Source organism: Micromonospora sp. NPDC049201 (genome assembly GCF_055586805.1).
Map to the genome: position 1 here is coordinate 184,622 of NZ_JBVJHM010000001.1, position 24,982 is coordinate 209,603.

Genomic DNA, 24,982 nt, shown 5'->3' on the forward strand with positions numbered 1-24,982 from the left:
CGACGCCCTAGAGCGTGAAGTTGAAGGCGTTGCTGCCGGCGCCGGTGAGCTGCCCGACGCCGCGCCGGACCGCCTCGCTGACGCCGCTGGAGTAGAACAACCGGGTGTAGCGGTCGCTGAGGTCGGCATAGTCCTCCGTGTACGCGATCCGCCCGTCCTCCACCGTGACGATGCCCAGCGCGGCGAGCGCGTCGAAGACCGGTCGGAACTGCCGAAGCGGCTCGGAGCCCGCCGGATAGAACGAGTTGAACCGCGCGACGTCCAGCTCGCGGTGCTTCATCGCCAGCACCAGGTGCCGGCGCAGTGACTCGTCCTCCGAGAGCGGGAAGGCCTTCTCCACCGCCGACCCGCCCGCCTGTATCCGGCGCATGTACTCGCGGAAGGTGAACGCGTTGCCGTACGTGTAGCCGTGCGAGTGGCTGTAGGAGCTGGCGCCGAGCCCGAGGACGTAGCCGTTGTTGCCCCAGTGGTTGTCCTGGTAGTGGAAGATCCAGTTGTCGCGCGGGAAGAGGTTGCGGGAGTACTGCCAGTAGCCGTTCGCCGTCATCCGGCGCTTGGCGTACCGGAACAGGGCGAGACTGCGCCGGAAGAGCTTGGCGTGGTCCTCCTCGCGCAGCGTGGTGTCGTTGATCGCGCCCTTGCGCACCGAGAGCGTGAAGAGGGTGATCTGGGTGGGCATCGGCTCCAGCGCGGTGACGGCGTCCATGGTCCGCTGCATGTTGTCGAACGCCTCGCGCTCGATGCCGGCGATGAGGTCGATGTTGACGTTGGGCACCCCGCTGTCGGCCATGTGGTAGTAGGTGCGCACCACACTGGACGGGGTGTCGGCGCGGCGCGACTTGCGCAGGATCTCCGGGTCGAGCGACTGCACCCCCATGGAGAGCCGGTTCGTCCCGTTGGCCGCCATGGTCGCGATGCGGTCCTCGGTGGCCGAGTCCGGCGAGCACTCGTAGGTGATCTCGCGGCACTCGGACAGGTCGAAGCGTCGGATGACCCGCTCGAAGAGGAAGTCGATCTGCTCGGGGTTGAGCCGGCTGGGCGTGCCGCCCCCGATGAACACCGTCTCGATCTTCTTGGTCCGCATCATCGGCAGGTACTGAAGCGCCTCCTTCTCGAGGCAGTGCAGGTAGTCCCAGATGACCTGGGTGTCGTTCTGCACGACCGCCACGCTGTAGTAGCAGAAGCTGCACTTCTGGCGACAGAACGGAATGTGGATGTAGAGGTTGTGCGAGAACGTGTCGCTGCCGGCCCAGAGCGTGTCCGGGTCCGAGGCGGTGGCGTCCCGCGGCTCCCAGAGGGAGATCGGCGGATAGGTGAACACCAGCCCCGGGATGTGTTCGGCGGCCTCGATGAGCTGGTCGACGACCTCCGACCGGCCGGCGTCTGTCAGATCGAAGATGAATTCCTCAGCCACGGTCGCTCCTCGAACCTGTCACGGACAGGAAGTTCTCGATGATCAGTTGCCCGGCCGGCGTGCCGATCGACTCCGGATGGAACTGGACGCCGTACACCGGCTGCCTGGCGTGCTCGACGGCCATCACGCACTCGTCGTCGTCGGCGCTGGCGACGAGCCTCAGGTCGGCCGGCAGGGTGGCCGGGGCGATCGCCAGGCTGTGGTAGCGCATGGCGGGGAAGCCACTGGACACCCCGGCGAAGAGCCGGCTGGTTCGGCGCAGCCGGATCGTTGACACGTGGCCGTGCCGCACGGTCGCGAGTCGCGTGGTACGCGCCCCGTAGAACCGGCCGATGGCCTGGTGCCCGAGACAGACGCCCAGCACCGGGATCCGACCGGTGTAGTGGGCGAGGGCGGCGAGACAGACGCCGTAGGAACCGGGATTCTCGACGGAGCCCGGACCGGGCGACAGCACCAGATGGGTGGGGCGCCGCGCGGCGATCTCGGTGAGCTCCGCGGTGTTGCGCAGGACCGTCGGTCGCGCGCCGGCGACCGCCAGGTACTGCACCAGGTTGTGGGTGAACGAGTCGAAGTTGTCCAGCACGACGACGCGGGGGCTCATGTCGGTTCCCGCCGCACGGCCCGGCCCTCGATCTCGAAGCGCAGTTCCGGGCGGCAGACGTCCACGGTGTTCGACAGGTGCGGCAGGGTGAGGCCGGCGTCCGAGCAGTGTGCCTCGAAGGCGCTCCGCGCCTCCGCGTCCTTGCAGTAGACGTAGCAGCTCACCAGGTCTGCGGGGGACAGGTCGGCACCGGCCAGCAGGTCGGTGAAGCTGGCCATCGCGTAGTCCACGGCGGCCCGCACGTCGTGCTGCGGCAGGGAGACGCCCTGCTTGTCGATGCTGGAGATCCCGGAGACGTGCACCACCTGGCAACCGTTGCGACGCGACCGGTTGGCGCGCACGAAGCGTGGACCGTAGTCGTAGGGCGCGCACTGCAGGTCGGTGCCGAACGGCGTCGCCGCCGCCACGCCGTCCCGCGCGACCGCCTCGGCCATCACGGCCACCGCCTGGCCGGGGGGCAGCCCGGCGCCGATGCCGGTGCTCGCCGGGTAGGTGGTGAGTTTCCACCTGTCGAACGTGGCGTCCCGGGCCTTGTTCAGGTCGTCGTAGGTCTCCTCGATGTCGGCGAGGAAATACCAGGTCCGGTCGATGTGGTCGGGAGCCATGCCGGCCCGCGACAGCGCCTCCTCCAGCCCGCGCAGCGCCGCCAGCGCCTGCTCGAAGGTGGACCCGTCGCGACCGGGCGCGGCGACGTGCACCAGCCGTCGGACCTCGGCCCCGTCCTCGTGGGTGCGGACCAGGCGGGTGCCGGCGTCGAGCGCGACCACCTCCACGTCCGCACCGGGCAGCGGAACGATCGCGGTGACCTCGATGCCGGGCCGGCCGGTGGCCGGGTACTGGGGGCCGGCGGTCAGGGCCCGCAGCGACCGTTCGCCCTCGGGCGCCAGCTCGGCGGCGCCGAAGACCACGACGCGCAGGCACTCGGCGCCCGGCTCCCTCGTGATGTGTTCGACGGCGGCGTCGACCTCGGCCTGCGTGATGACATCCCGGGCCGCCGGCTGGTAGGCCTGCACCTCGTCGTACCGGATTCCGCGGACACGTCGAATGACGATGACGCCCTCCCCGTGGTGACTGTCGCGTTCGGCGGCAGGGCTGGCCGCCAGAACGAGTAATCTGGCTCTGCGAAACCGTGGGGAACGTCGTCGTGTCCCACTCCGGTCAACGCCGCGACGGCTCGCCCATCCTGACACGCGACGGCAGCGGCGTCCACCCGACAGTCGGTCGGCAGTTAGTCGTTGATCTATGCGGCGGCGGTTTCGCCAGTTCAGCACGCTCGAAGTCGTGGCCCGGGAAGGTCCACCAGCGTGATCGGCAAACCCCAACCGGTGAGCCAAAAAGCCGCAGAAGTGGATGAAACACCGACTGTGCGGGGTGCGCGGACCGGAGGGCGGTTTGACATCATGGGCGCGGAGCGCGCGGCGGGGGCTCCGTGGAAAGTGTACGGAGAAAGGGTTCTCTGACCATGTGGGAAACGGCCGGGTCGGCTTTCCAGGAAATGTTCTGCAGAATGTACGGCGTCGCCGAGCCGGCGGTGCCGCTGCACAAGATAATCCACTGGTGGGCCGTCACCGCCGATGTCGGAATGCAGGACGACGACTGCAATTCCGGCACGGCCTTCGTGCCGGCCGGACACTTCTACGAGATGCACATCCCGGCACCCGGTGCCGAGCGTCGGAGGATCGATCGGGACCGTGCCCGGCAGGCCGGCGCGGACTGGTTGCTCTACCCGCAGATCCGCACCACCGCCGACACCACGGCGCTCGCCCGCGACGGCTTCCTCGATCTGCCCTGGTTCATGGAGGCCCAGTACCGGGTGCGCGCCGGCGTCGACGACGACCTGCGGGCCCAACTGGGCAACTCCCGCTACCGGGACCTGCGCCGGTTGGTGCGCCGCGCGGACGCCGAGTACGACCACCGCGTCCTCGACGGCGCCGGGGCGGCGGCCGACCCGGCGGCGCTCAAGGACTTCGACCGGTTGCACGCGCTCAACCTGGCGAAGTACGGACACCGCTTCAACCACCTGTCGTCCACCGCCCTCGAACTGGTCCTGGACTCGCCGCTGCGCGACCGCACGCGGCTCTTCCTGCGGCAGTCGCGGGCCGACGGCGCGACCGTCCAGGCCGTGCTCTGCTTCCTCGACCCGACCGGCACCGAGCTGACCATCCTCGCCCAGGGCATCGACCCCGCCCTGGTGACGCCCGGTCAGAACGTCTACCGCGCGGCGTTCTACGAGATCTTCCGGTGGGGCGCGGGCCAGGGCATCGGCGTCTTCAGCCTCGGCCGCGGCAACGAGGTCAAGAAGCTCGACGTCGGCGCGAACACCTACCACCTGTTGGCCAACCACATCCGCGGGGTGTCCGGCGCCGATCCGGCCGGGTTCGCGCCGATGCGCGCCAAGCTGCGCGACTTCTTCGACCGGGTGATCGGCGAACTCGAGTCCACCGGCGGTGACCGGGTGACCGTGCGGCGATGACGGACCTGGTCGAGGAGAGCGGCTCCGCCACCGGGCGGCGCCGGCTGCCGCGTGCCTTCTGGGTGCTCTGGACGGGCAGCCTGGTGAACCGGCTCGGTTACCTGATCCAACCGTTCCTCGCGCTGTACCTGTCGGGTCAGTGGCGCCTGTCGCCCGGCACGGTCGGCCTGGTGCTGGCGAGCTTCGGCGCCGGGGCCGTGGTGTCCCAGCCGCTCGGTGGCTGGCTGACGGACCGCTGGGGCGGGCGGCGCACGCTCGTCGCGGGCCTGCTGGCCACCGCGGTGACGGCGATGCTGATCCCCTGGGCCGGCACCCTGCCGGTGCTGGTCGGCGCCGTGGTGCTCTACGGCCTCACCGTGGACCTCTACCGGCCGGCCCTCGCCGCGCTCGTCGTCGTCACGGTCCCCGGCGAGCACCGGGCGCGCGCCTTCGGCCTGATCTTCTGGGCGGTCAACCTGGGCAGCGCGGTGGCCGGGCTGGCCGGCGGTCTGATGGCGGCGCGCGGCTTCGTGCTGCTGTTCGCCGTCGACGCCGCGAGCTGCGTGATCTTCGCGCTGGTCGCGGCGCGACTCCTGCCGCCCGACCGGCGGCGGGGCGCCCACGACGGCGGCCGGGGCGGCGCGGGGAGCCCGGGCTCCGACGCCCTGTTGTGGGCGGTGACAGGCACCTTCCTGGTGTTCGCGGTGCTGCTCGTGCAGGCGTACGTGACGATGCCGCTGACCATGCTCGACCAGGGGCTGCCGTCCACCGCGTACGGGCTGGTCATCGCGGTGAACCCGATCGTGATCCTGGTGCTCCAGCCGCTGCTCGCCGGCCGGCTGGCCGACTGGCCGCGACCGACCGTCTACGCCGGCAGCCTGGCCGTCACGGGAGTGGGCTTCGGGCTGCTGGCCGCCGCGCGCAACGTGCCCGGCTACGCGTTGGCGGTGCTGATCTGGACGATCGGGGAGATCGGCGTGGCCACGGTCGGGCCGACCCTGGTGACCGAACTCGCCCCGCCGGGGTCGGAGGGGCGCTACAGCGGTCTGTTCGGCATGGCGTACGGCGCTTCCAGCCTGGTCGGGCCGCTCACCGGCACCACGGTGCTGGCGGCGGCCGGGCCGACGACGCTCTGGGTGGCCTGCGCCGTGGCCGGCCTCGCGGCGGCTGCCGCGGCCTTCGCGCTGCGTGGCGCGATGGCCCGGCGGACAGCCCTCGCCCGGCCCGGGTGAGCGTCAGTCCGCGGCGCGGGTGATGGGCGCCTCCCGGGGGTTGCGGGCGAGCCGGAGCAGGTCGCGACCGTCGACCTGGAGGGTGCGGTCGTTGCGGCCGCTGCCGCAGTAGACGGGGCCCATGCCCGCGACCGCGACGTCGAAGACGGTGATCACGCCGTCGGCGTCGGTGAGCGGGCTGGCGCCGCCCGGCTCCATGTCGAGCACGTCGAGCACGGCCGGGTCGGCGGGGCGCAGCCGCGACCGTGAGGTGCCGACGGCTTCCGCGAGCCCTCGGTAGTCGAGCCGGGCCGGCCCGGGCAGCACCGCCAGCACCACGGTGTCCGGGGGGCCCTGGAAGGCCAGGGTCTTCACCGATCGGGTCACCGGGAAGTCGAGCAACGTCGCCACGTCGTCGCTGGTGCGGATGGCCCGATGCGTGGCCACCGCATAGGTTGCCCCGGCCCGGTCGAGAATGCGCATCGGCGTCGGTACCGCATCGCGGGAATGTGTCATGTCGCCGACACTACCGGTCCGGTGCAAGAGTATCCGGACAATGTCCGACTTGTATGTTCGATGGGGAAGTGTCAGTAGCGCGAGGCAATGCCGACAAAGGATCATGGAAGTTCCGTTGACACCGCCCGAGGGGCGGGGGTTAACTATTTCCCGGCCACCAGAGTGAGCCGCGAGGTCTTCGCGGTAACTCGACGCAGCGCTGACACGGGGAGTTCTCGCGCATGAGCCACGCCATTCGGCAGACCTGAGTTATCTGTCAACCTGTTGACGTCGCCCTGTGCTGTCGCCGCGGCGACAGCTTCTTCCTGCTCTTTCGCAGGTACGGCCACCACACCGCGGTGGCGGCCACCGCATGACCGAAGCCGCCACCCATGCCGTTCCGCCCGCCCGGGACAACAGGAGGGCCTACCCATGTCCCCACCCTTTCCCCCCTTTTCGGAAATCCGCGCGGAAGCACAGCGCAGCCTGGCCGCGATGCCGATCGACCAGTTGGCCGACATCGGCATTCTGCAACCGATCGAAAACTATTATCTGGTCGGCACCTACCCGCCGCTCAAGGCAATGGGGGAGATCACCCCGGCCGAGACCTTCGCCGGTCTGACCCGGAACGCGAACATCTATCTGCACCTGCCGTTCTGCGAACAGCGCTGCACGTTCTGCCACTTCGCCAAGGAGATCCGGCCGGACTCGCCCCGGGTGACCCGGTACCTCGCCGCGCTGCACCGCGAGCTCGAGATCGTGACCGACATGCTCCCGCACCGGGTCACCGCGGAGACGGTCTACTTCGGCGGCGGCACCCCCTCCTACCTGTCCGCCGCGCAGATCACGGCGCTCTTCGCCCGGTTGCGGCAGCACATCGACGTCCCGGGCACCGCCGAGATCACCTTCGAGCTGCACCCGTCGGTCATCGACGCCCCCGACTACACCGACCGGCTCGACGCGCTGCGCGACGCCGGGGTGAACCGGTGGGTCTTCGGCGTGCAGTCCATGGACGACCGGGTGCTGCGCAAGCTCAACCGCGGGCATGAGGCGTCCCACGTCTACCGGCTGCTCGACCTGCTGCACGAGCGGGGCCTGGACAACCACTCGGTCGACCTGATCTTCGGGCTGCCGTACCAGACCGAGGAGAACTGGTACACCACACTGACCAGCCTGATCGGGTACGGCGTCGACAAGTTCAACATCTTCCCGCTGATGTTCAAGCAGGCCGACCCGATCTCGGCGCACTACCGCAACGAGCCGGGGATCTTCCCCGACCTGCGGCAGCGGCTGCGCATGCACTTCATGACCGAGGCGTTGACCCGGCGGCTCGGCTTCCGGCGCGGTCCGCTCTTCTACTACTCGAAGGCGGCCACCCACTCCCGCCAGCAGGAGAACAAGTACGACTCGATCGAGGACACCAACCTGCTGCCGTTCGGCGTCTCCGGGTTCGGCTACGTCGGGAACACGCAGTACTACAACGACTGCACCATGGACGGCTACATGCAGCGGGTCGAGGCGGGTCGCCCCTCGGTCTGGCACGGCGTGCACCTGTCGACCGACGAGCGGATGCGCCGGGCGGTCATGTTCAACCTGCGCTCGCGTGGCGTCGGGCGCGACGACTTCCGCAGCCGCTACGGCGTCGACCCCGCCGAGCACTTCGCCGCCGAGTTGGCGCCGTACCGGGAGCACGACCTGATCCGGATCGACGACGACGCCATCCGGCTGACCGACAAGGGCGTACCGGTCGCCGACAGCATTGCGTTGCGTCTGGTGAGCCCGCAGGTCCTGGCCCGGATCCAGGACGCCAACTCGCGGATCGTCGACCTCAAGCGGGATCCGCTCGACAGGTACGACTTCTCGCCGCTGGAACGTGACCCGGTCGGCGCCGGCGTGACCACCGCCGGCCGTCGCCCCCTGCTGCCGACTGTCGAGCACTAGGCCATGACCGCACAGTCGACCTCCGGTGGCGCATCGCTGCGGCGGGAGCTCTCCGGGCGTCAGTTGAGGATGATCGGCCTCGGCGGCGCGATCGGCACCGGCCTCTTCCTCGGCTCGGGTCAGGCGATCTCCACCGCCGGCCCGGCGGTCACCGTCGCCTACGCCATCGGGGGCGCCGTCGCGGTGACCCTCGCGTACGCGCTCACCCGCATGATCGCCGCGCATCCCGACGCGGGCGGGTTCGGCGGCCTGGCCGAGCGCTACCTGGGCCCGGGCCCCGCGTTCGCGCAGCGCTGGTGGTACTGGATCGCCGGGGTCGTCAACATCGGCAGCGAGGCGCTGGCGGTCGGCATCTACCTGAAACTGTGGTGGCCGGGGCTGCCGCTGTGGGTGCCCGCGGTGCTCTTCGCGACGCTGGTGCTGGTGGTCAACTCGTTCACCGTCGGCGTGTTCGGCGAGTTCGAGTACTGGCTCGCGATGATCAAGGTGATCACGATCGTGGTCTTCGTCGGCCTGGGGGCCGTCGCCATCTTCGTCGGTCTCGGCGGCCGGTCGGCGACCGGCCTGTCGGCCTGGACCGACCACGGCGGGTTCGCGCCGCACGGCGTGGGCGGCATCTGGCTCGCCATGGTGCTGGTGACCTTCAGCTACATGGGCACCGAGGCGCTCGCCGTGGCCGCCGGCGAGGCGCGCGCCGGCAGCCGGGACCTGGTTGCCGCCACCCGCGGTGTGGTGCTGCGGCTGCTGCTGTTCTACGTCCTCGGCACCGCGGTCGTCGTCTCGCTCGTGCCCTGGAACGAGGCGGCGGCCGGTGGTTCGGTGGACGCCAGCCCGTTCGTCCGGCTGTTCGACATCGCCGGGGTCCCGGCCGCGGTGCACGTGATGAACGCGGTGGTGCTGACCGCGGCGCTGTCCGCCATGAACACCAACGTCTACGTCGCCAGCCGCACGCTGCACGGACTGGCCGGCAGCGGCCAGGCGCCACGGCTGTTCGGCCGGGTCGACGGGCGCGGCGTGCCGCTGCCCGCGCTGCTGGTCTCCGGGGCCGGGCTGCTGCTGGCGGCCCTGCTCGCGGCGGTCGCCCCCGAGCGGGCGTTCCTGGCGCTGATCGGGTTCTCGCTGTCGGGCGCGCTGCTGACCTGGATCCTCATCCTCGCCACCTACCTCGCCTACCGGCGCGCGGAACGTCCCGCGGACCGCGGACTGGCCGTGGCCGTGGTGCTGGCCATGGTCGTGCTGGCCGCGGTGCTCGGGTCCATGGCGTTCAGCGACACGTTCGGCCTGCCGATGCTCAGCGGGGTGCCGCTGCTGGTGGCGGTTCCGGTGGCGTACGCGGTCCACGCCCGGCGCCGTCGGGCGGCCGGGACGCCGGATCCGGACGCCCCCGAGCCCGTCGGGGCACGGTGACCCGATGACCGGTCCCGACCTCGCCGTCCCGACCCCACGGGCCGGACTGATCCCGCTCCTGGTGGGCGACACCCCCGTGGTCTCCGTGCCGGTCACGGCCGGCGGCCGGGAGGGGACGCTGCGGCTCAAACTCGAGTCGTTCAACCCGTGCGGATCCATCAAGGACCGCACCGCCGTCGCCCTGTTCGGTTCCGTGGCCGGCCAGGTCGACCCGGCCACCGGCATCATCGAGTCCACCTCGGGCAACCTCGGGGTGGCCCTGGCCGCGCTGTCGTCCGCCGCGCACGTGCCGTTCACGGCGGTCGTGGACCCGCGCACCCCGGCCTACGCGGTGCGCGAGATGCGGCGCTTCGGCGCCTCGGTGGTGGTGGCCACCGACGAGGACGGTCGGGGCGGCTACCTGCTCAGCCGCCTCGCGATGGTCGACCGGATGCTCGCCGAGCGGCCCACCCTGTGCTGGACCAACCAGTACGAGAATCCCGCCAACCCGGCCGCGCACGAGTGGGGCACCGCGCCGGAGCTGGCCCGGCAGGTTCCCGCCGACACCGTCGTCCTGGCCGCCGTCTCCACCGGCGGCACGCTGTCCGGCCTGCGCAGCTACGCCGCCCGCGCCGCGAAGTGGACGGTCGTCGGGGTCGACGTGCCGGGCTCGCACGCGGTGGGGCACACCGACGGTCCGCGACTGTTGTCCGGGATCGGCTCCAGCAAGTGCTCCGGCTTCGTCTCGGCGGCCGACGGACCGGTCGAACGGGTCCGTCCCGCCGAGGCGGTCGCCGCCGCCGTCTGGCTGTTGGAGCAGACCGGCATCGGGGTGGGCGCCAGCTCGGGCGCGCTGGTCGCGGCGGCCCTGCGGCTGATCGAGCGGGACCGGCTGACCGACGTCGTCTGCGTCTGCGCCGACGGCGCCGGCAACTACCTGGACACGGTGTACTCCCCGCACTGGCGGGCGGCGCACGGGTTCCGGACGGACCCGCCGGCTGTCGTGCGCGGTCCGGTGGAATGGAGCACCGCATGAACGCCGATCCGCTGCGGGACTGGTTCGACCGGGCGGGCGTGCGGGTGGATCCGCGCCGGGTGCTGGCCGACGAGACGGACGGCGGCAAGGTGCTCTTCCCGGCCAGGTTGATCCCCTACCTCGACCACGAGCTGCTGGCCGGCCTGGCCGACGAGGCCCGGACCGCGCTGGTGGCCCGACACGCCTACCACTACTTCGCGTTCACCGCCCACTTCGAGACGAGGGTGGTCAACCGGGCCGCGGAGATGCTCGCGAACGGCCGGGTGGACGCGCCGTTGCGCCGGGACGTCCGGCTCGACGCGTTCAAGATCTACTGTGACGAGGCGTACCACGCGCTCTACTCGTTCGACGTGGTGCGGCAGTTGGAGTCCGCGAGCCGGGTCGAGGCGCTGCCGTACGACTTCACCCCGTTCCTGAACCGCCTCGACGACATCTCCTCCGGCGCGATGCCGCACCGTGGGACGCTGCCGCAACTGCTCCAGGTCGTCGTCTTCGAGACGTTGGTGACGACGCTGCTGGCGGAGCTGCCGAACGACCCGGACGTGGTCGGGCTGGTCCGCGAGACGGTCCGCGACCACGCCCGGGACGAGGGGAGGCACCACGTCTTCTTCGCGCACCTGTTCCGCGAGGTGTGGTCCGGGCTCGACCCGGCCGCCCGCCGGGAGACCGCACGCTGTCTGCCCCGGCTGATCGGCCACAGCCTGCGGCCGGACCTGCGGCCCGCCCGGGCCAACCTCGCCGCCGCCGGGCTCACCCCCACGCAGGTCGAGGACGTGGTCCGCGACGTCTACCCACCGGAGTCGGTGCGTCGGACCACGCGCGACCAGGCCGTCCAGTCCGTCCGACTGTTCCGCTCCTGCGGGGTCCTCGACCTGCCCGAGGGGCTCGACGCCTTCCACGAGGAGGGACTTCTGTGACCACCTCCGTCGACCGATGGTTCACGGCCGGGCTGCCCGGGCTCCGCGGGCCGGGCAGTGTCGCGGTGCTGTCCCGCGCGGACGTCCTGCGCTGCCTCGACGCGCTGGACGTGGTGGCGCTGGTCCGGCGTACCCTCGCCGACCACGACGCGGGACGGTGCGTGCTGCCCGGCGAGGCGTACCTGCGCTGGGACAACAGCCGCGGCGCGTACACCCGGTCCATCGGGATGCCCGGCGCGGTGCCGGGCGCCTACGGCATGAAGATCATCAACGCCAGCGTCTCCAATCCGGAGGCGGGACTGGAACGCGCCGGCGGCGTGGGACTCTGCTTCGACCCGGAGACCGCCCGGATAATGGCCGTCGTGGAGGTCGGGATCGTCAGCGCCGTACGCACCGCCGCCGTCTCCGCCCTCGCCGTGGACCTCACCGGACACACGGACGCGGAGAGCCTGACCGTGCTCGGCTGCGGCGCGCAGGGCGGCACCCACGCGGCCCTGCTCCTGGAGACCCTCCCGCGACTGTCCCGGGTCACCCTCCACGACCACGTCGACGCCTCCGCCCACGGCCTCGCGGAACGCCTGCGCCGGCTCCGCCCCGAGCTGGACGTACGCGTCGCCGCCGAGGCGGCCACCGCCGTCGCGGCCAGCCAGGTGACGATCGCCACGACCACCGCCGACGCGGGCTACCTGCCGCCGGCGTGGATACCCGCCGGCGCCCTGGTGGTCAACGTGTCGCTGGCCGACCTGACCGTCGAGGCGCTGCTCGCCGCCGGCGCCCTCTACGTCGACGACGTCGACCTGGTCGCGGAGAATCCCCGGCGCCCGCTCGGCGCGCTGATGGCGCAGGGTCGGGTCACCCGCCCCGGTTCGGCCACCGGCCGGGCGATCGACGGCACGATCGGCGGCCTGGTCACCGGCCGGCACCGGCTCGTCCGCACGGATTCCTTCACCGTGGTGAACCCCTTCGGGATGGGCGTGCTCGACGTCGCCCTGATCGAGGCGGTGCGTCGCCACGCCGTCCACGCCGGTCTCGGGTCGACGGTGGACCTCGGATGACCGGCCGTCGGGGCAGCCTCATCTCCCTGCGTGACCTCACCGCCGCGCAGCTCACCGACCTGGTCGACGCCGCCGTCCGGGTCGCCGACGACCCGGCCGCGGTGCCGCCGAGCCTGACCGGCGCGGTGGTGGCGACGCTCTTCGAACGCACCTCGACCCGGACCCGCACCGCGTTCAGCGTGGCGGCGCTCCGACTCGGCGCGCAGGTGCTGCCCTACGGGCCGGAGAGCCTCCAGACCAACACCGGCGAGTCCGCCGAGGACACCGCGCGGATCCTCGGGCTGATGCTCGACGGGGTGGTGATCCGCAGCACCCGCACCGTCGCCGAGCTGGCCCGGATGCGCGACGCCGGAAACCTGCCGCTGATCAACGCGATGGCCCGGGAGGAGCACCCCACCCAGGCGGTGTGCGACCTGGCCACGCTGCGACGGCACCTCGGCCCGCTGGACGGCATCCGGGTGGTGTACGTCGGCGAGGGCAACAACACCGCCTCCGCGCTGGCGCACGCGCTGGCCCGGATCCCGGGTGCCGAGCTGACCCTCTACACCCCGCCGGGCTACGGCCTCGACGCCGCGACCCTGGCCGCGGCGGCGGAGGACGCCGTGGCCGGCGCCCGGGTGCGCCAGACCCACGAACGAGACGACCTGCCGGACGTCGCCGACTGCGTGTACACCACACGGTGGCAGACCACCGGAACCGTCAAGGAGGACCCGCTGTGGCGCCAGACCTTCCGGCCCTTCCACATCGACGAGGCCTTCCTGAGCCGCTGGCCGCAGGCGGTGTTCCTGCACGACCTGCCGGCGCACCGCGGGGAGGAGGTGGCCGCGGCCGTCCTCGAGTCGCCGCGGAGCCTGGTGTGGCAGCAGGCCCGGATGAAACTGGACAGCGCGACGGCGGTCCTGCAGACCTGCTGGGGCACCTGAGCCGCCTGACGGTGGCGGTGCACGCCGGGCCGGTCACCGCCGAGCGGGACGCGGTGCTGTGCCTGCTGGAAGCGGTGGAGGTGCTGCTGCCCCTGCTCGGGCCGGCGCCGCGGCGCCCCAGCCGCGAGGACCTGCACACCATCGACGGACAACTGCGGGCCATGCGGACGTCCCTGCGTACCCATCTCTGGCAGACGCCGACCGGCTTCTCCCGGTCGGCCCCCGCGAACAGGAGCGATGACGCATGCAACCAGTGACCCTGCTGGTGTACGGCAAGGGCGGCCCGGCGCTGGAGTACCTGCTGCCGAGGCTGACCAGCCGGGCCATCGTCGACGTGCTGCTGGTCGGCGAGCCCCAGCCCTGGCAACGCGAACTCCTGTTCCGGCTGTGCCGCCGGCTCCACCACGCCCGGCCGGACGCCCCGCTGGCCGACGAGATCGTCGCGCACGCCACGGCCGTCCGCGCCGACGCCGTGCTCACCTTCTCCGAGTACTGCGTGGTGCCCACCGCGGCGGCCTGCCGGCGGCTCGGCCTGCCCGGGCCCGGTCCGGGCGCGGCGACCTCCCGCAACAAGCTGCTCATGCGCCGCGCCTGGGCGGCGGCCGGGGTGCCGAACCCGGCGTTCCGCCCGGTCGACTCGCTCGACGACCTGACCGCGGCCTGCGCCGAGCTGGCCGGTCCGGTGATCGTCAAGTCGGTGCTGGGCGCCGGCTCGATCGGGCAGGCCACGATCCAGCCGGGCGACGACGTCGAACCGGTGTGGCGGGAACTCGCGGCGGCCGTCGACGCCGCGAGGAGATCGGGCATGTACGAGCACGGCAGCTCCAGCGGACCCAGGTTCCTGGCCGAGGAGGTCATCGAGTCGAGCACCGACGGCTGGTACACCGAGCCGGGCTTCGGCGACTACCTCAGCGTCGAAGGGCTGGTGACCGGCGGCACCTACCACCCCCTGGCGATCACCGCGCGGCTGCCCACGATCCCGGTGTACGTGGAGCTGAGCAACCAGGCGCCGTGCGTGCTGGCGCCGGAGCTGCAACAGCGCGTCGCGGACGTCGCCCGCCGCGCCGTCGACGCGTTGGACCTGGACACCTGCGCCACCCACACCGAGTTCAAACTGATGGCCGACGGCACGGTGCGGTTGCTGGAGTCGGCGGCCCGCGCCGGCGGTGCCGCGGTCACCCGGGAGCTGCTCGAGGTCTACGGCGTCGACCTCGTCGCCCTCCAGCACGCCGCCGCGCTCGGCGACCGGCCCGAGCTGCCGGGGCGGCTGCTCCTGCCCTCGGACGCCACCTGCGCCGCCGCGTCCCTCTCGGTCATCGCGTCCGACTCGGCGGGCAAGCCCTGGCCCGTCCTGCCGCCGTTCGACCCCGACCGGGTCGACTGGTCGTCGCTCGTGTCGCCCGCCACCAGCGTCGAGCTGGTGCGCGGCCAGTCCCAGGAGCCGGGCAGCCCGATGCCCCGCTACCACCCGAACACCGGCGTGCTGGGCTATGCCGGCCTGCTCTTCCTGCGGACCACCGACCCGCTGACGCTGCGCGACGACGCGGTCCGCATCCTCGACGGCCTCGCCGAGGCGATGGACCGCTGCCGCACGACGCCCTGACCAGCCCGCACCGCTCCGACTTAGGAAATGGAGTCCGATGTCTCTCGTGCTCGGTCTGAACCTCAGCCACGACCGCTCCGCCTGCCTGGTTCGCGACGGCGAGATCGCCGTCGCCGTCGAGGAGGAGCGCCTGGACCGCATCAAGCACTCCGAGGGCTTCCTCGTGCAGGGCCACTTCGAACGCATCACCAAGACCCTGCCGATGAAGGCGATCGCCTACTGCCTCGACGCGGTCGGCGCCGGGATCGACGACGTGGACCTCGTGGTCGGCAACCGACCCCTCGGCGACGGCGCCGTCCACCGCATCCTGCGCGAGCTGCCCATCAAGGACAAGAGCAAGGTCCGCGCGCTGCCGCTGCCCGGCCACCACCGCGCCCACGCCGCCGTCGCCTACCACCCGTCGGGGTACGACGAGGCGGCCGTGCTCGTCGTGGACCAGGCCGGCGCCCGGTTCCCGGACGGCACCATCGAGAAGCACACCCTCTTCCGGGGCGACGGCGACCGGTTGGCGCCGGTGACCGCCTGCCGCTACCCGGCCGACTACTCCGACCTGAGCCTCGGCCTGTTCTACGACTTCTTCACCGCCCGGCTGGGCTTCGTCACCCGGTACGGCACCCCCGACTTCGGGGTGTTCGGCTGCGGCGGCTACCCCGAGGCGGGCAAGACCATGGGGCTGGCGCCCTACGGTCGGCCGCGTCCCGACTGGGGGCACTGGCTGACGTTGGACGGGTTCGACATCCGCTCCGCCCAGAAGGATCTCGAGGACATCTGGCAACGGCTGCTCGCCGAGGAGGGCGCCGACTACGACCCGGCCGACCCGCTGCGCTGGCAGTCGCCGTTCGCGGAGGACGTCGCCCACCACGTGCAGGCCGAGCTGGAGCGGGCGATGCTGCACCTCGCCGGTGTGGCGCACGAGCTGACCGGTTCGGACAACCTCTGCATGGCCGGTGGCGTCATGCTCAACTCGGTCGCCAACGAGCGGGTACGCACCGAGTCGCCGTTCCGTGACCTCTTCATCCCGCCGGCGGCCGGCGACTCGGGCGTCGCGATCGGCGCGGCCCTCTACGGCAGCGTCGAGCTGCTCGGCAACCGGCGTCCCGCGGTGATGCGGACGGCGTCGTTCGGCCGGGCGTACTCCCGGGACGAGGTGCTGGACGCGGTGCGCCGGGTCGCCGACCACACCGGGGTCGAGCTGACCTCGCGGGAGGCCGGCCCCCGGGACGTCGCCGAGCTGCTCGCCGCGCACCGGGTGGTGGGGTGGTTCAACGGCGGTTCCGAGATCGGCCCGCGCGCGCTGGGCAACCGCAGCATGCTGGCGGACCCCCGGCACCCCGCGATGCGCGACTACCTGAACAACGTGGTCAAGCACCGGGAGCCGTTCCGCCCGTACGCCCCGTCCGCGCTCGCCGAGCACGCGGGGGAGTGGTTCGACTTCACCGGCGACAGCAACTTCATGCTGCTCGTCCCGCAGGTCGTCGCGGCCCGCCGGGAGAGCGTCCCCAGCATCACGCACGTCGACGGCACCGCCCGCCTGCAGACGGTCTCGGCGGACGACAACCCGGCCTACCACGCGGTGATCTCCGCCTTCCACGAGCTGACCGGGGTGCCGATCGTGCTGAACACGTCGTACAACGACGCCGGGGAGCCGATCGTCGAGACACCGCTGCACGCGCTCTGCACCTTCGTCCGCACCGAACTCGACCACCTCTACCTCGACGGCATCCTGGTGTCCAAGGCCGGGCGAGAGCTCGGCGCGTCGCACCCGGCGCGCACCCCGCTGACGGGAGACTCTGCTCGGTGACTCTGCTTCCGGACACCGGTTCCGTGACCCGCCGCGAGCACCACCTGCGGCGGGTCCGCACCGGCTTCGTGCTCAGCCAGGTCTTCTTCGGCCTGGCGACCAGTCTGTTCGACATGTACTACGCCCTGTTCCTGGGGCAGGTGGGCATCCCGCCGGCCGGCGCGGGGCAGGTCTTCTCGGTCGGCTTCACCGTGATGGCGGTGATCGTGCTGCCGCTGAGCGCCTTCACCGACCGGCTCGGCCTGGAGCCGATGATGCTGCTCAGCAGCTTCGGCTTCGCCGGCACGATGCTGGCGATCCCGTTCGTCGACAGCCTCTCCGCCCACCTGCTGCTGTTCGGCCTCAACAGCGTCTGCTCGGCCCTGATGCTGGTCAGCGTCAACGCCGTGCTCGCCTCGGCCATCCACGACGAGCAGGAACGCTTCGCGCTGTTCCGCACCGGCTTCGTCGCCTTCCTGACCGCCTCCGCGGTCGGCAACGTGGCCGGCGTGCTGCTCGCCCGCGTCGGCGCGGAGACCGCCGGCTGGTACCGCTTCGACCTGCTGTGTTCCGCCGTCCTGGCGGTGCTGATCGGCGTGGCCCGCATCGCGATGTGGCGCCGCGACGCCGCGCCGGCCGTCGTGCCCGGCGAGCCCCGCCCCCCGGTGCTGCCGGCCCTGCGCGCCAACGCCGGTCACCTCGCCGGCCTGTTCGTCCTCGCCGTCCTCGTCGGCGGCGCCGGGGTCCTCGCCATCCGCTTCATCAACCTGGTGGCCGTCAACTACCTGCACCTGGCCACCGAGTCGCTGGGCTGGCTCCTGGTCGCGGACCGCCTGGCCAGCGTCCTGGGCATCTTCGTCCTGTTCCCGCTGATGAAGCGCGGCGGCGCCCTCCGGGTGGCCGGCTTCGCCATGATCGCGGCCCTGTTCCTGCAGATCCTGAGCGCCACCGCCGGCACGGCCAGCCTCTTCGTGCTCTGGTACCTGCTGCGCCAGGGGGCGCACTACGCCCAGATGCCGGTCCTCGACAACCTCGCCAACAGCCGGGCCGCGCAGGGCACCCGCGCGTTCGTCAACGGGGTCCAGCGGATGGGCATCTTCGCCGGCAGCGCCGCGGCCTCCCTCGCCTACGGGACCCTGATGTCCGCCGGCCGCTACCGGGGGGCCGTCGTCCTCTCCGGCGTGCTCTCCCTCCTGGCCGGCGTGACGTACCTGGTCCAGTCGCACGTCGGGCTCCGCCGTCGAGGCGCGGATCAGTGAGGCGCTACCCGAGGTCGGTGTGCATGATGGCTTCCACCAGGACCTCGCCGGTGGACGTCAGCGTGACGGAGCCGGCGTCGCGGTCCGTGGTGAGCAGACCGCGGCGCTCCAGGGCGGCGAAGGCGCCGCCCCACGGCTCGTCGAACAGCGACCGGCCCTCGAACCGTTCCCGGTGCAGGTCGTCCCGCAGCGGTTGCAGCGTCGACAGGGCCATCTTGATCGACCGGGACTCGGTGGCCAGAGGCCCGAACCGGGTGGCCGAGGCCAGCGGCAGCACACCGGCCTCCACCGCCTCGACGTAACGCCGCTCGTTGACCTCGGTCATCGCCTCCGAGCGCCGGCAACTGGAGCTGCCGCCCAGGCCGATGGCGACCTCGGCGTCCTGCCGGTCCTGGTCCACCATGATGGCCTTCCACATCTCCGGGGCGTGCCCGGCCCGGTGGAAGTACATGGTCGGGTGCTCCCGGTAGCCCGCCGCGGTCAACCCACCGGCCAGCACGTCGCGCATCTGGTACTGCTCGCCGAGTGTGGGCCAGTGGTGGCCGGCGGCGGCGAGCCGGTCCCGGTAGCCGGCGAACTGCCAGGCGGCGGGCCGGTCACCGGCGACCCCGGTGCGGGTGTCGGCGTACGAGCGCAGGTGCAGCTTGGTGCAGACCAGGCCGGGCACCTCGTACTCCCGAACGGTGTCGAGGTCACGCCGCACGCTGTCGACGGTCTGGTCGAGCAGGCCGTACATCAGGTCGACGGTCACCCAGTCGAAGCCGAGCCGGCGGGTGTTCGCCAGGAAGGCCCGGCACTCGACGGCCTCGTGCTCCCGCCCGGACAGCCGCAGCACCGGGTCGTCGAACGACTGCACCCCGCAGGACAGCTTGCGGCAGCCCTGCTCCAGGAGGAACTCCAACAGCGGCTCGGTGAAGGTGGTCGGGTCGCCCTCGAACCGGATGGCGGTGTCCGGGGCGAAGGCGAAGTTGTCGCGGTAGAAGTCGAGCAGCCGGGCCACCGCGTCGAGCGACATCAGGGACGGGGTGCCGCCGAAGACGTTGAACTCGCCGATCGGCGCGTCGCGGAGGTTCGGCACCCGGTCGAGCCAGAGCTGGGCCTCCCGGATGTTGAGGTCGACCCACCGGTCCACCTTGGCCCGGGTGACCGCCGGGTCGCCCTTCACCAGCACCACCGGGTACTGGCAGAACCGGCACCGGTAGCTGCACGTCGGGATGTAGGACCACAGGTGGATGGGCCGGGTGCTCGCCAGTTGCGCGTTCAGGTCGTCGAGGAAGGAGTCCACGGGGGCGTCCGGGATGTCGCCGGGGAAGACGTGCGACCCGAACGGGTCGAGGGCGACGTACTCGAGCAGCCGGCGGTTCTCCGGCGCGGCGAGCACGTCCACGACGGCGGGCCGCGGATGGTCGGGGTCGAGGTGGGACAGCGAGGCCAGCGCGTCCTCGTAGGTGTCGCTCATCAGAACACCCCTCCGTTGCCGAAGTAGTCGTGGGCCGCGCCGGATTCGCGGTCCTCGCAGTAGTGGCGGACGAAATCGCGGAACCGCCCGGGATCGCCCTCCTCCCGGATCTCCTGGAGGCAGTCGGGCAGCGGTGGCGGATATCCGATGTCCGGCCCGACCGTGGCGCGGAGCCGGGCGAACAACTCCGCCGCGAACTCGAAGTAGAGCCGGAAGCTGGGGGACTTGTAGGAGTGGATGGGGACGAAGTCGATCAGCCGACTCTCGGCCCTGATCTCGGCGATGCGTCGCGCCAGCCGGTCCGCCAGCGCGGGCGTGAAGAACTCGATCACCGCGCGTTCGTCGAGCAGGGCCGGGGTCAGCAGCACCGGGAGGATCATGTTCTTCGGCACGAAGTCCTTGATCGAGAACTCCCACGCCTGGACCGCCTCGTCCTCGGTGAGGTCGACGGCCGGGGAGTGGGCGGCGTCCGGGCGGATGTCGCGCATGGTGATGATGCCGCCGGCGCCGTACGCCCGCCCGGCGATCACCTCGTCGATCGCGTGGTCGACCCGGCGCGGGTTGATCTCCACCCGGGACCGGGGCACGTACGTGATGTCGTCACCGCTGGCCCGGACCAGGATGCCGAAGTCCCAGTCGTCGGAGAGGTGGTTGACGAACCGGCCGTCCTTGACCTGGTAGGACAGCTCGATGCCGCCCACCCGCTCGTAGGCCTGCCGTTCCACCGCGAATCCCTTGCCGTCGGGGAATCCGCCGAACAGGCCGAACGTCACCGCCCGGCACCGCAGCGTCCGGTCGATCGCGTCCCAGAGCAACGGCCGGTCGGTGAAGTGCTCCCGGTCGTAGTGGTAGTCGCAGACCCCGATCGCGGCCTTGCCGCCGTCCATCGCCGTCAGCAGCGCCGACAACCAGTACCCGTCGACGCGGCAGTCGGCGTCCGCCGAGACGAGGTAGAACGGGGGCAGACCGGTGTCGGCGGCGTCGCGCCGGCGGGCCCGCTCGGCGGCGAGGTCCATGCCGGCCTTCCGGGCGCACGACACGCCCTGTGCGGACTCCCCGATGACGTGCACGCGCAACCCCGGATGGGCGGCGGCCAGTCGGCGGGCCCGGGCCACGGTGTCGTCGGTCGAGTTGTTGTCGACCAGCAGCACGTCGAACAGCGCCCGGTCGAGGGGACCGTCGGGCCCGCGCTGGCCGGCCAGCGATCCGAGCACCGCGGCGAGGTTGGCCGCCTCGTTGAGCACCGGCAGGACGACCGTCATCCGGGTTTCCGCCGTCAGGGCGGGCACGGCGGCCCGCCCGGCCCGGCCGTACACCTCGGGGGCCGCCGGCCCGGGCCGCGGGACGGGTGCCGGCGCGGCGCCGAGCAACTCGTCCACCAGCTCCGCGGCCCGGTTGGCGGCGAAGTAGCGCTTGCCGCGGGTGTGGTTGAAGGCCGCCACCCGGCGGTGCAGGACCGGATTGGTGAGCAGCTCGGCGACCTCGGCGACGAAGGCGTCGGTGATCGGCGCCTCATCGGTGGGGGTCACGTCGAGCACCGGGGCGTGCAGCCCCTTGCTGCCGTACACGGCGTCGTACATCTCGTAGCGGGTGGTCAGGTAGGGCACCCCGGAGGCGATCGACTCGCCGATCGGGTTCCCGTAGCTCTCGTAGTCGTACGAGGTCAGGAACGACGTCAGGTCGGCCTGCGCGAGCAGGTCCGCCACCGTGTGGCCGCGTTCCGGGCCGGGCGGCACGTCACGGGGCGCCAGCCGGCCACCGAAGACCACCCGGTGGGCGACCTGCCGGTGTGCGGCGTACGCCCGCAGCGCCGCGGCCGTGGCCGGGTGTTCGGTGGGATCGCCGGCGACGAACAGGTAGACCGGCCGGTCGACCCCTCGGTCGGCGAACCACCGGATCAGCCGGGCGAGCAGGTCGATGTCGCGGTCGATCCGCTTCTGCGGCACCAGCCGGGTGAAGCGCGCGATCAGGGCCGCGTCGTCGGGGATCCCGTGGTGCGTCCGGAACCGGCGGTCGACCGGGGCCGGCTCCGCCGGCTCGAACCGGAACGAGTTGTGCAGCACGCGGATGTCCCGCAGCCCGGGGGACCAGTCCAGGGTGCGTCGGCGGGCCTGCTCGTGCAGGGCGAGGTAGCGGATGTGCGGCGAGTCGACCGGGCGCACCGCGTGCGGGTAGGGCGGAACGCCGTACTTCCCGGTGGCCGGCTCACTGGTCCACATCAGGTCGTGGTCACGCCACAGCACGTAGGTGCCCTGGCCCGTCTCCCGGCCGTACCGTTCGATGGCGCGGTAGAGCGCCCGGGTGTACGCGACGTTCTCCGGCAGCGTGCCGTTCTCCACCAGCACGGCCGTCACCGAGTGGCGACGCCAGGTGGCGACGATCCGGTCGGCGATCGCGTCGCTGACCGCGTCGGTCCGGGACGGCAGGGGGTCGCCGTGGCGTACCGCGTGCAGCGTGTCGCGGACGAACGCCGGGTCGTAGCCGGCGACGTCGGCGAGCCCGTCCACCCGGGCCAGCTCGATCCAGGACGGCAGGCATCGGGCCTCGTCGGTGTAGGGATCGAAGAAGCGGTTCTTGTCCTCCTTGATGTCGTACCCGATGTCCAGCAGCACGCGGTGGCCGCGTTGGCGGAACACGTCGGCGAGCTTGACGAACTCGACCACGACTCCGGACATCGGCGTGCCGTCGAAGGAGACACCCCAGAGGACGGCGGTCTTCGGCGCGCTCGACAGTGGTGTGTCGAGGGGCAGGTGCATCCGGATCTCCCTTGTCCGAGGGGCACGGACGGCGATCACGCCGCGCAGCGGTGGCGCTCCGCCGAGCCTACGACGACCCGCCGGCCGACGCGCTGCGGCCGATCGGCCAGCAGGTAAACCAGTTTCCTAGGACGCGTTACGGGTGGTGCGCTGTCCGACATGGCAATGATCACAGTCCGTCCACAGTGCCCTGCGGAGGGTCACCACCGTGGGATCATCGATCCGCGTTACGTCACTGTGGGGCGTCGGGTGGTGGGGGGAACATGCCGACAAGTCAGGTGCAGCGTGACCGGTTCGGGGCGGTGCTCAGGGCGTTCCGTCGGGAGCGGGGGCTGACCCAGGAGGAGTTGGCCGAGGCGGCCGGCTCCAGCGTCCGCGGCATCCGCGAGATGGAACGCGGTCGGGTCCGCAACCCGCAACGGCGCACGGTGGTGTTGCTCGCCGACGCGCTGCGGCTGGCCGGGGCGGACCGCGACCGCTTCGTCGCCCTGGCCCGGGCCGAGCGGCAGTCGTCCGACCGTCCGGTCGGGCCGGAGGACCACCCGGCGGTGGCCGTGCCCGGAGAACTCCCGGCGCCCCTGCCGGACCTGGCCGGCCGCGCGGAGATCCTGGACCGGCTCGCGACGCTGGCCGCCGACGTCGTCGCCGGGCGACCGGGCACCGCCTCGGTGGTGGTGGTGCACGGCCCGCCGGGGATCGGCAAGACCAGCCTCGCCGTCGCGGCCGGTCAACGACTCGGTCCGGCCTTCGCCGGTGGGCAGCTCTTCGTCGACCTGCGGGGTGGCCCACCGGCCGGACCGGTCGACCCGGCCGAGGCGCTGGCCGGGTTGCTACGGTCGCTCGGGGTGCCGGACAGCCGGGTGCCGGTGTCACCGGCCGAACGGGGTGGACTGTTCCGCACCCTCTCGCGGGACCGGCCGCTGCTGCTGGTCCTGGATGACGCCGCGGACGAGGCCCAGGTGCGTCCGCTGCTGCCGGCCGGGCACCGGTGTCTCGTGCTGGTCACCTGCCGGCGTCCGCTGACCGGTCTGGCCGGCGCGGTCCGGCAGCCGCTCGACCTGCTCCCGCCGGCGGCCGGTCGACTGCTGCTCACGGCGATCGTCGGCGCCGACCGGATAGCCGCCGAGCCGGCCGCCGCCGATCAACTCGTCAAGCTCTGCGGCCGGCTGCCGCTGGCCCTCCGGATCGCCGGCAACCGCCTCGCCAGCCGACCCGAGTGGACGGTCGGCCGGCTCGTCGACCTGCTCCACGACCAGCGCCGGCGGCTGACCGTGCTGACCGCCGGTGACCTGGACGTCCGGTCCGCGTTCGAGGTCTCCTACCGGCAACTGGACCCGATGGCCGCACGGGTGTTCCGACGTGCCTCGCTGATTCCCGGCGCCGACTTCGCCGCCGCGCTTGTCGCCGCCGTGGCCGGCACCGACGAGGAAACCGCGTCCGCGGCATTGGAGGAGCTGGTCGAGGCCGGGGTGCTCCTGACCGTGGGGGACCGCTACCAGTTCCACGACCTGGTTCGGCTCTACGCCTCCGAGCGCCTCGACGCCGAGGAGCACCGGGTCTCCCGGACCAGGGCGCACGACCGGATGGTCGACTGGCTGCTGTGGCGTACCCGGCAGGCCGGTGCGATGTTCGAACCGGTCGCCTCCCGGGCCGACTCCGAGTTCGACGACGACCGGGCGGCGGCGTACTGGCTGGACCGGGAGTCCGGCAACTGGCTGGCGGCGCTGCGCGACGCGTCCCGGCGCGGACGGCACGCCGACGTGGTCGCGGTCGCCCGGGCGCTGCACTGGTATTCCGACGCCAACAGCCACCGGCACTCCTGGGACGAGATCTTCTCGCTGGGCCTCGCCGCCGCCCAGGCCGCCGGCAGTCCGCACGACGAGGCCGTGCTCCTGAACTTCCTGGGGTGGGCCCGGTACTTCTGCCGGGACCGCAACACCGACGGGCTGGCCGCCTTCGGCCGGGCGCTGGACCTGGCCCGGCGGATCGGGGACCGCCGCGAGGAGGCGTGGGCGCTCACCTACATCGCCGCGATCCAGGTCCGGACCGGGGACGGCGGGTCGGCCATCGACCACAGCCACCGGGCCGTGGGCCTGTTCCGCGAGATCGGGTACGCGCTCGGCGAGTACAGCGCGGCGAGCGTGCAGGGCGCCGCGCTGGCCGCGCTCGGCCGGTTCGCCGAGGCGGCCGGCGTGCACCGCGAGGTGCTGGCGTTCTACGGCCGGGGTAACGGTCTCAGCCGTACCGGCGCGGCGGTGGCCCGGGCCGGCGCGATGATGAGCCTGGGGGCGGACCTGGCCGGGATGGGTCGGTGGCGGGAGGCCGCCGACCAGTACGACCGTGCCCGCTGGGTGTTCCAGCGGTGCGGTGCGACGTTCAGCGAGGCCAACGCCGTGCACCGGTACGGGCTCGCGCTTCAGGCGTTGGGCGGGGCGAAGGCGGCGGCCGACGCGCTGCGGGCGGCGTTGGCCCTGTACGCCGCGCTGTCCTGCCCGTGGTGGGAGGCGCAGACGCTGCACGCGCTCGCGGTCCTGGCCGACGCGAACCCGGACCTGGGCGACGACGCCGGCCGGCTGCGTCGGCGGGCGCTCGACAGGTGCGGCGAACTGGACGCCCCCGAGGTGCGGACGCTGCGCGCCGCGCTGCGCCGGGAACTGGTCCAGGGCCTGGTGCGGCGGAACCGGCCGGCCTGAG

19 protein-coding genes are annotated in these 24,982 nt (G+C 72.2%); 13 read left to right on the plus strand and 6 right to left on the minus strand.

Annotated features, from left to right (window positions below):
* Positions 1-7 precede the first annotated feature (7 nt).
* The 3 genes from ACZ6O5_RS00630 to ACZ6O5_RS00640 are packed head-to-tail and all read right to left on the minus strand — an operon-like array spanning position 8 to position 3,028.
* Entirely contained in the window at positions 8-1,414 is a 1,407-nt protein-coding gene (locus tag ACZ6O5_RS00630; RefSeq protein ID WP_405090032.1) for a coproporphyrinogen-III oxidase family protein, read from the minus strand.
* A complete protein-coding gene (locus ACZ6O5_RS00635) occupies positions 1,407-2,015 on the minus strand; it encodes an anthranilate synthase component II (protein WP_465973746.1) in 609 nt (202 codons plus the stop codon). The genes ACZ6O5_RS00630 and ACZ6O5_RS00635 overlap by 8 nt, the downstream gene beginning before the upstream one ends.
* Positions 2,012-3,028, minus strand: a complete 1,017-nt coding sequence (locus tag ACZ6O5_RS00640) for a hypothetical protein (protein WP_465973748.1) — start codon at positions 3,026-3,028, stop codon at positions 2,012-2,014. The genes ACZ6O5_RS00635 and ACZ6O5_RS00640 overlap by 4 nt, the downstream gene beginning before the upstream one ends.
* Positions 3,029-3,510: 482 nt before the next feature.
* Here ACZ6O5_RS00640 and ACZ6O5_RS00645 point away from each other — a divergent pair, with 482 nt between their 5' ends.
* Positions 3,511-4,488 carry a GNAT family N-acetyltransferase gene (locus ACZ6O5_RS00645; protein WP_465973750.1) on the plus strand — a complete coding sequence of 326 codons (978 nt, stop codon included), beginning with the start codon at positions 3,511-3,513 and terminating at the stop codon, positions 4,486-4,488.
* Complete coding sequence (locus ACZ6O5_RS00650; RefSeq protein ID WP_465973752.1) at positions 4,485-5,699, plus strand: MFS transporter; 1,215 nt, start codon at positions 4,485-4,487, stop codon at positions 5,697-5,699. Before ACZ6O5_RS00645 ends, ACZ6O5_RS00650 begins: the two co-directional genes overlap by 4 nt.
* A gap of 3 nt (positions 5,700-5,702) precedes the next feature.
* Here ACZ6O5_RS00650 and ACZ6O5_RS00655 read toward each other — a convergent pair whose 3' ends face one another.
* Complete coding sequence (locus tag ACZ6O5_RS00655) at positions 5,703-6,194, minus strand: YbaK/EbsC family protein (RefSeq protein ID WP_465973753.1); 492 nt, start codon at positions 6,192-6,194, stop codon at positions 5,703-5,705.
* 474 nt (positions 6,195-6,668) lie between these two features.
* On the opposite strand from ACZ6O5_RS00655, the gene ACZ6O5_RS00660 reads away from it, so the two are divergent.
* From ACZ6O5_RS00660 to ACZ6O5_RS00705, 10 genes are read left to right on the plus strand one after another with little or no spacing between them, the layout of a single operon-like run.
* Positions 6,669-8,114, plus strand: a complete 1,446-nt coding sequence (locus ACZ6O5_RS00660; protein ID WP_465973755.1) for a coproporphyrinogen-III oxidase family protein — start codon at positions 6,669-6,671, stop codon at positions 8,112-8,114.
* Between the two features lie 3 nt (positions 8,115-8,117).
* Positions 8,118-9,521 (plus strand): amino acid permease, encoded by a 1,404-nt coding sequence (locus ACZ6O5_RS00665; protein WP_465973757.1) that lies wholly within the window; start codon positions 8,118-8,120, stop codon positions 9,519-9,521.
* Between the two features lie 4 nt (positions 9,522-9,525).
* Complete coding sequence (locus ACZ6O5_RS00670) at positions 9,526-10,536, plus strand: pyridoxal-phosphate dependent enzyme (RefSeq protein WP_465973759.1); 1,011 nt, start codon at positions 9,526-9,528, stop codon at positions 10,534-10,536.
* Entirely contained in the window at positions 10,533-11,453 is a 921-nt protein-coding gene (locus tag ACZ6O5_RS00675; RefSeq protein ID WP_465973761.1) for a diiron oxygenase, read from the plus strand. The genes ACZ6O5_RS00670 and ACZ6O5_RS00675 overlap by 4 nt, the downstream gene beginning before the upstream one ends.
* Positions 11,450-12,508, plus strand: a complete 1,059-nt coding sequence (locus tag ACZ6O5_RS00680) for a hypothetical protein (protein WP_465973763.1) — start codon at positions 11,450-11,452, stop codon at positions 12,506-12,508. Before ACZ6O5_RS00675 ends, ACZ6O5_RS00680 begins: the two co-directional genes overlap by 4 nt.
* On the plus strand, positions 12,505-13,431 hold the full coding sequence (locus tag ACZ6O5_RS00685) for an ornithine carbamoyltransferase (protein ID WP_405090020.1): 927 nt from the start codon (positions 12,505-12,507) through the stop codon (positions 13,429-13,431). Before ACZ6O5_RS00680 ends, ACZ6O5_RS00685 begins: the two co-directional genes overlap by 4 nt.
* 11 nt (positions 13,432-13,442) lie before the next feature.
* On the plus strand, positions 13,443-13,688 hold the full coding sequence (locus ACZ6O5_RS00690; protein WP_107155089.1) for a hypothetical protein: 246 nt from the start codon (positions 13,443-13,445) through the stop codon (positions 13,686-13,688).
* Positions 13,676-15,034 carry an ATP-grasp domain-containing protein gene (locus ACZ6O5_RS00695; RefSeq protein ID WP_465973765.1) on the plus strand — a complete coding sequence of 453 codons (1,359 nt, stop codon included), beginning with the start codon at positions 13,676-13,678 and terminating at the stop codon, positions 15,032-15,034. The genes ACZ6O5_RS00690 and ACZ6O5_RS00695 overlap by 13 nt, the downstream gene beginning before the upstream one ends.
* A gap of 37 nt (positions 15,035-15,071) precedes the next feature.
* Positions 15,072-16,835 carry a carbamoyltransferase family protein gene (locus ACZ6O5_RS00700; protein ID WP_465973767.1) on the plus strand — a complete coding sequence of 588 codons (1,764 nt, stop codon included), beginning with the start codon at positions 15,072-15,074 and terminating at the stop codon, positions 16,833-16,835.
* Positions 16,832-18,073, plus strand: coding sequence for an MFS transporter (locus ACZ6O5_RS00705; RefSeq protein WP_465973769.1), 1,242 nt, complete (start codon positions 16,832-16,834; stop codon positions 18,071-18,073). Before ACZ6O5_RS00700 ends, ACZ6O5_RS00705 begins: the two co-directional genes overlap by 4 nt.
* 4 nt (positions 18,074-18,077) lie before the next feature.
* Here the strand turns inward: ACZ6O5_RS00705 and ACZ6O5_RS00710 are convergent, their stop codons facing one another.
* Positions 18,078-19,532: a radical SAM protein gene (locus ACZ6O5_RS00710; RefSeq protein WP_465973771.1), complete on the minus strand. Its 1,455-nt coding sequence runs from the start codon at positions 19,530-19,532 to the stop codon at positions 18,078-18,080.
* Complete coding sequence (locus ACZ6O5_RS00715) at positions 19,532-22,288, minus strand: glycosyltransferase (protein ID WP_465973773.1); 2,757 nt, start codon at positions 22,286-22,288, stop codon at positions 19,532-19,534. Before ACZ6O5_RS00715 ends, ACZ6O5_RS00710 begins: the two co-directional genes overlap by 1 nt.
* Positions 22,289-22,551: 263 nt before the next feature.
* Between ACZ6O5_RS00715 and ACZ6O5_RS00720 the strand changes: the two genes are divergently transcribed.
* The gene (locus ACZ6O5_RS00720) at positions 22,552-24,981 is read left to right on the plus strand and encodes an ATP-binding protein (RefSeq protein WP_465973775.1); all 2,430 of its coding nucleotides are present in this window, start codon (positions 22,552-22,554) and stop codon (positions 24,979-24,981) included.
* Position 24,982 lies beyond the last annotated feature (1 nt).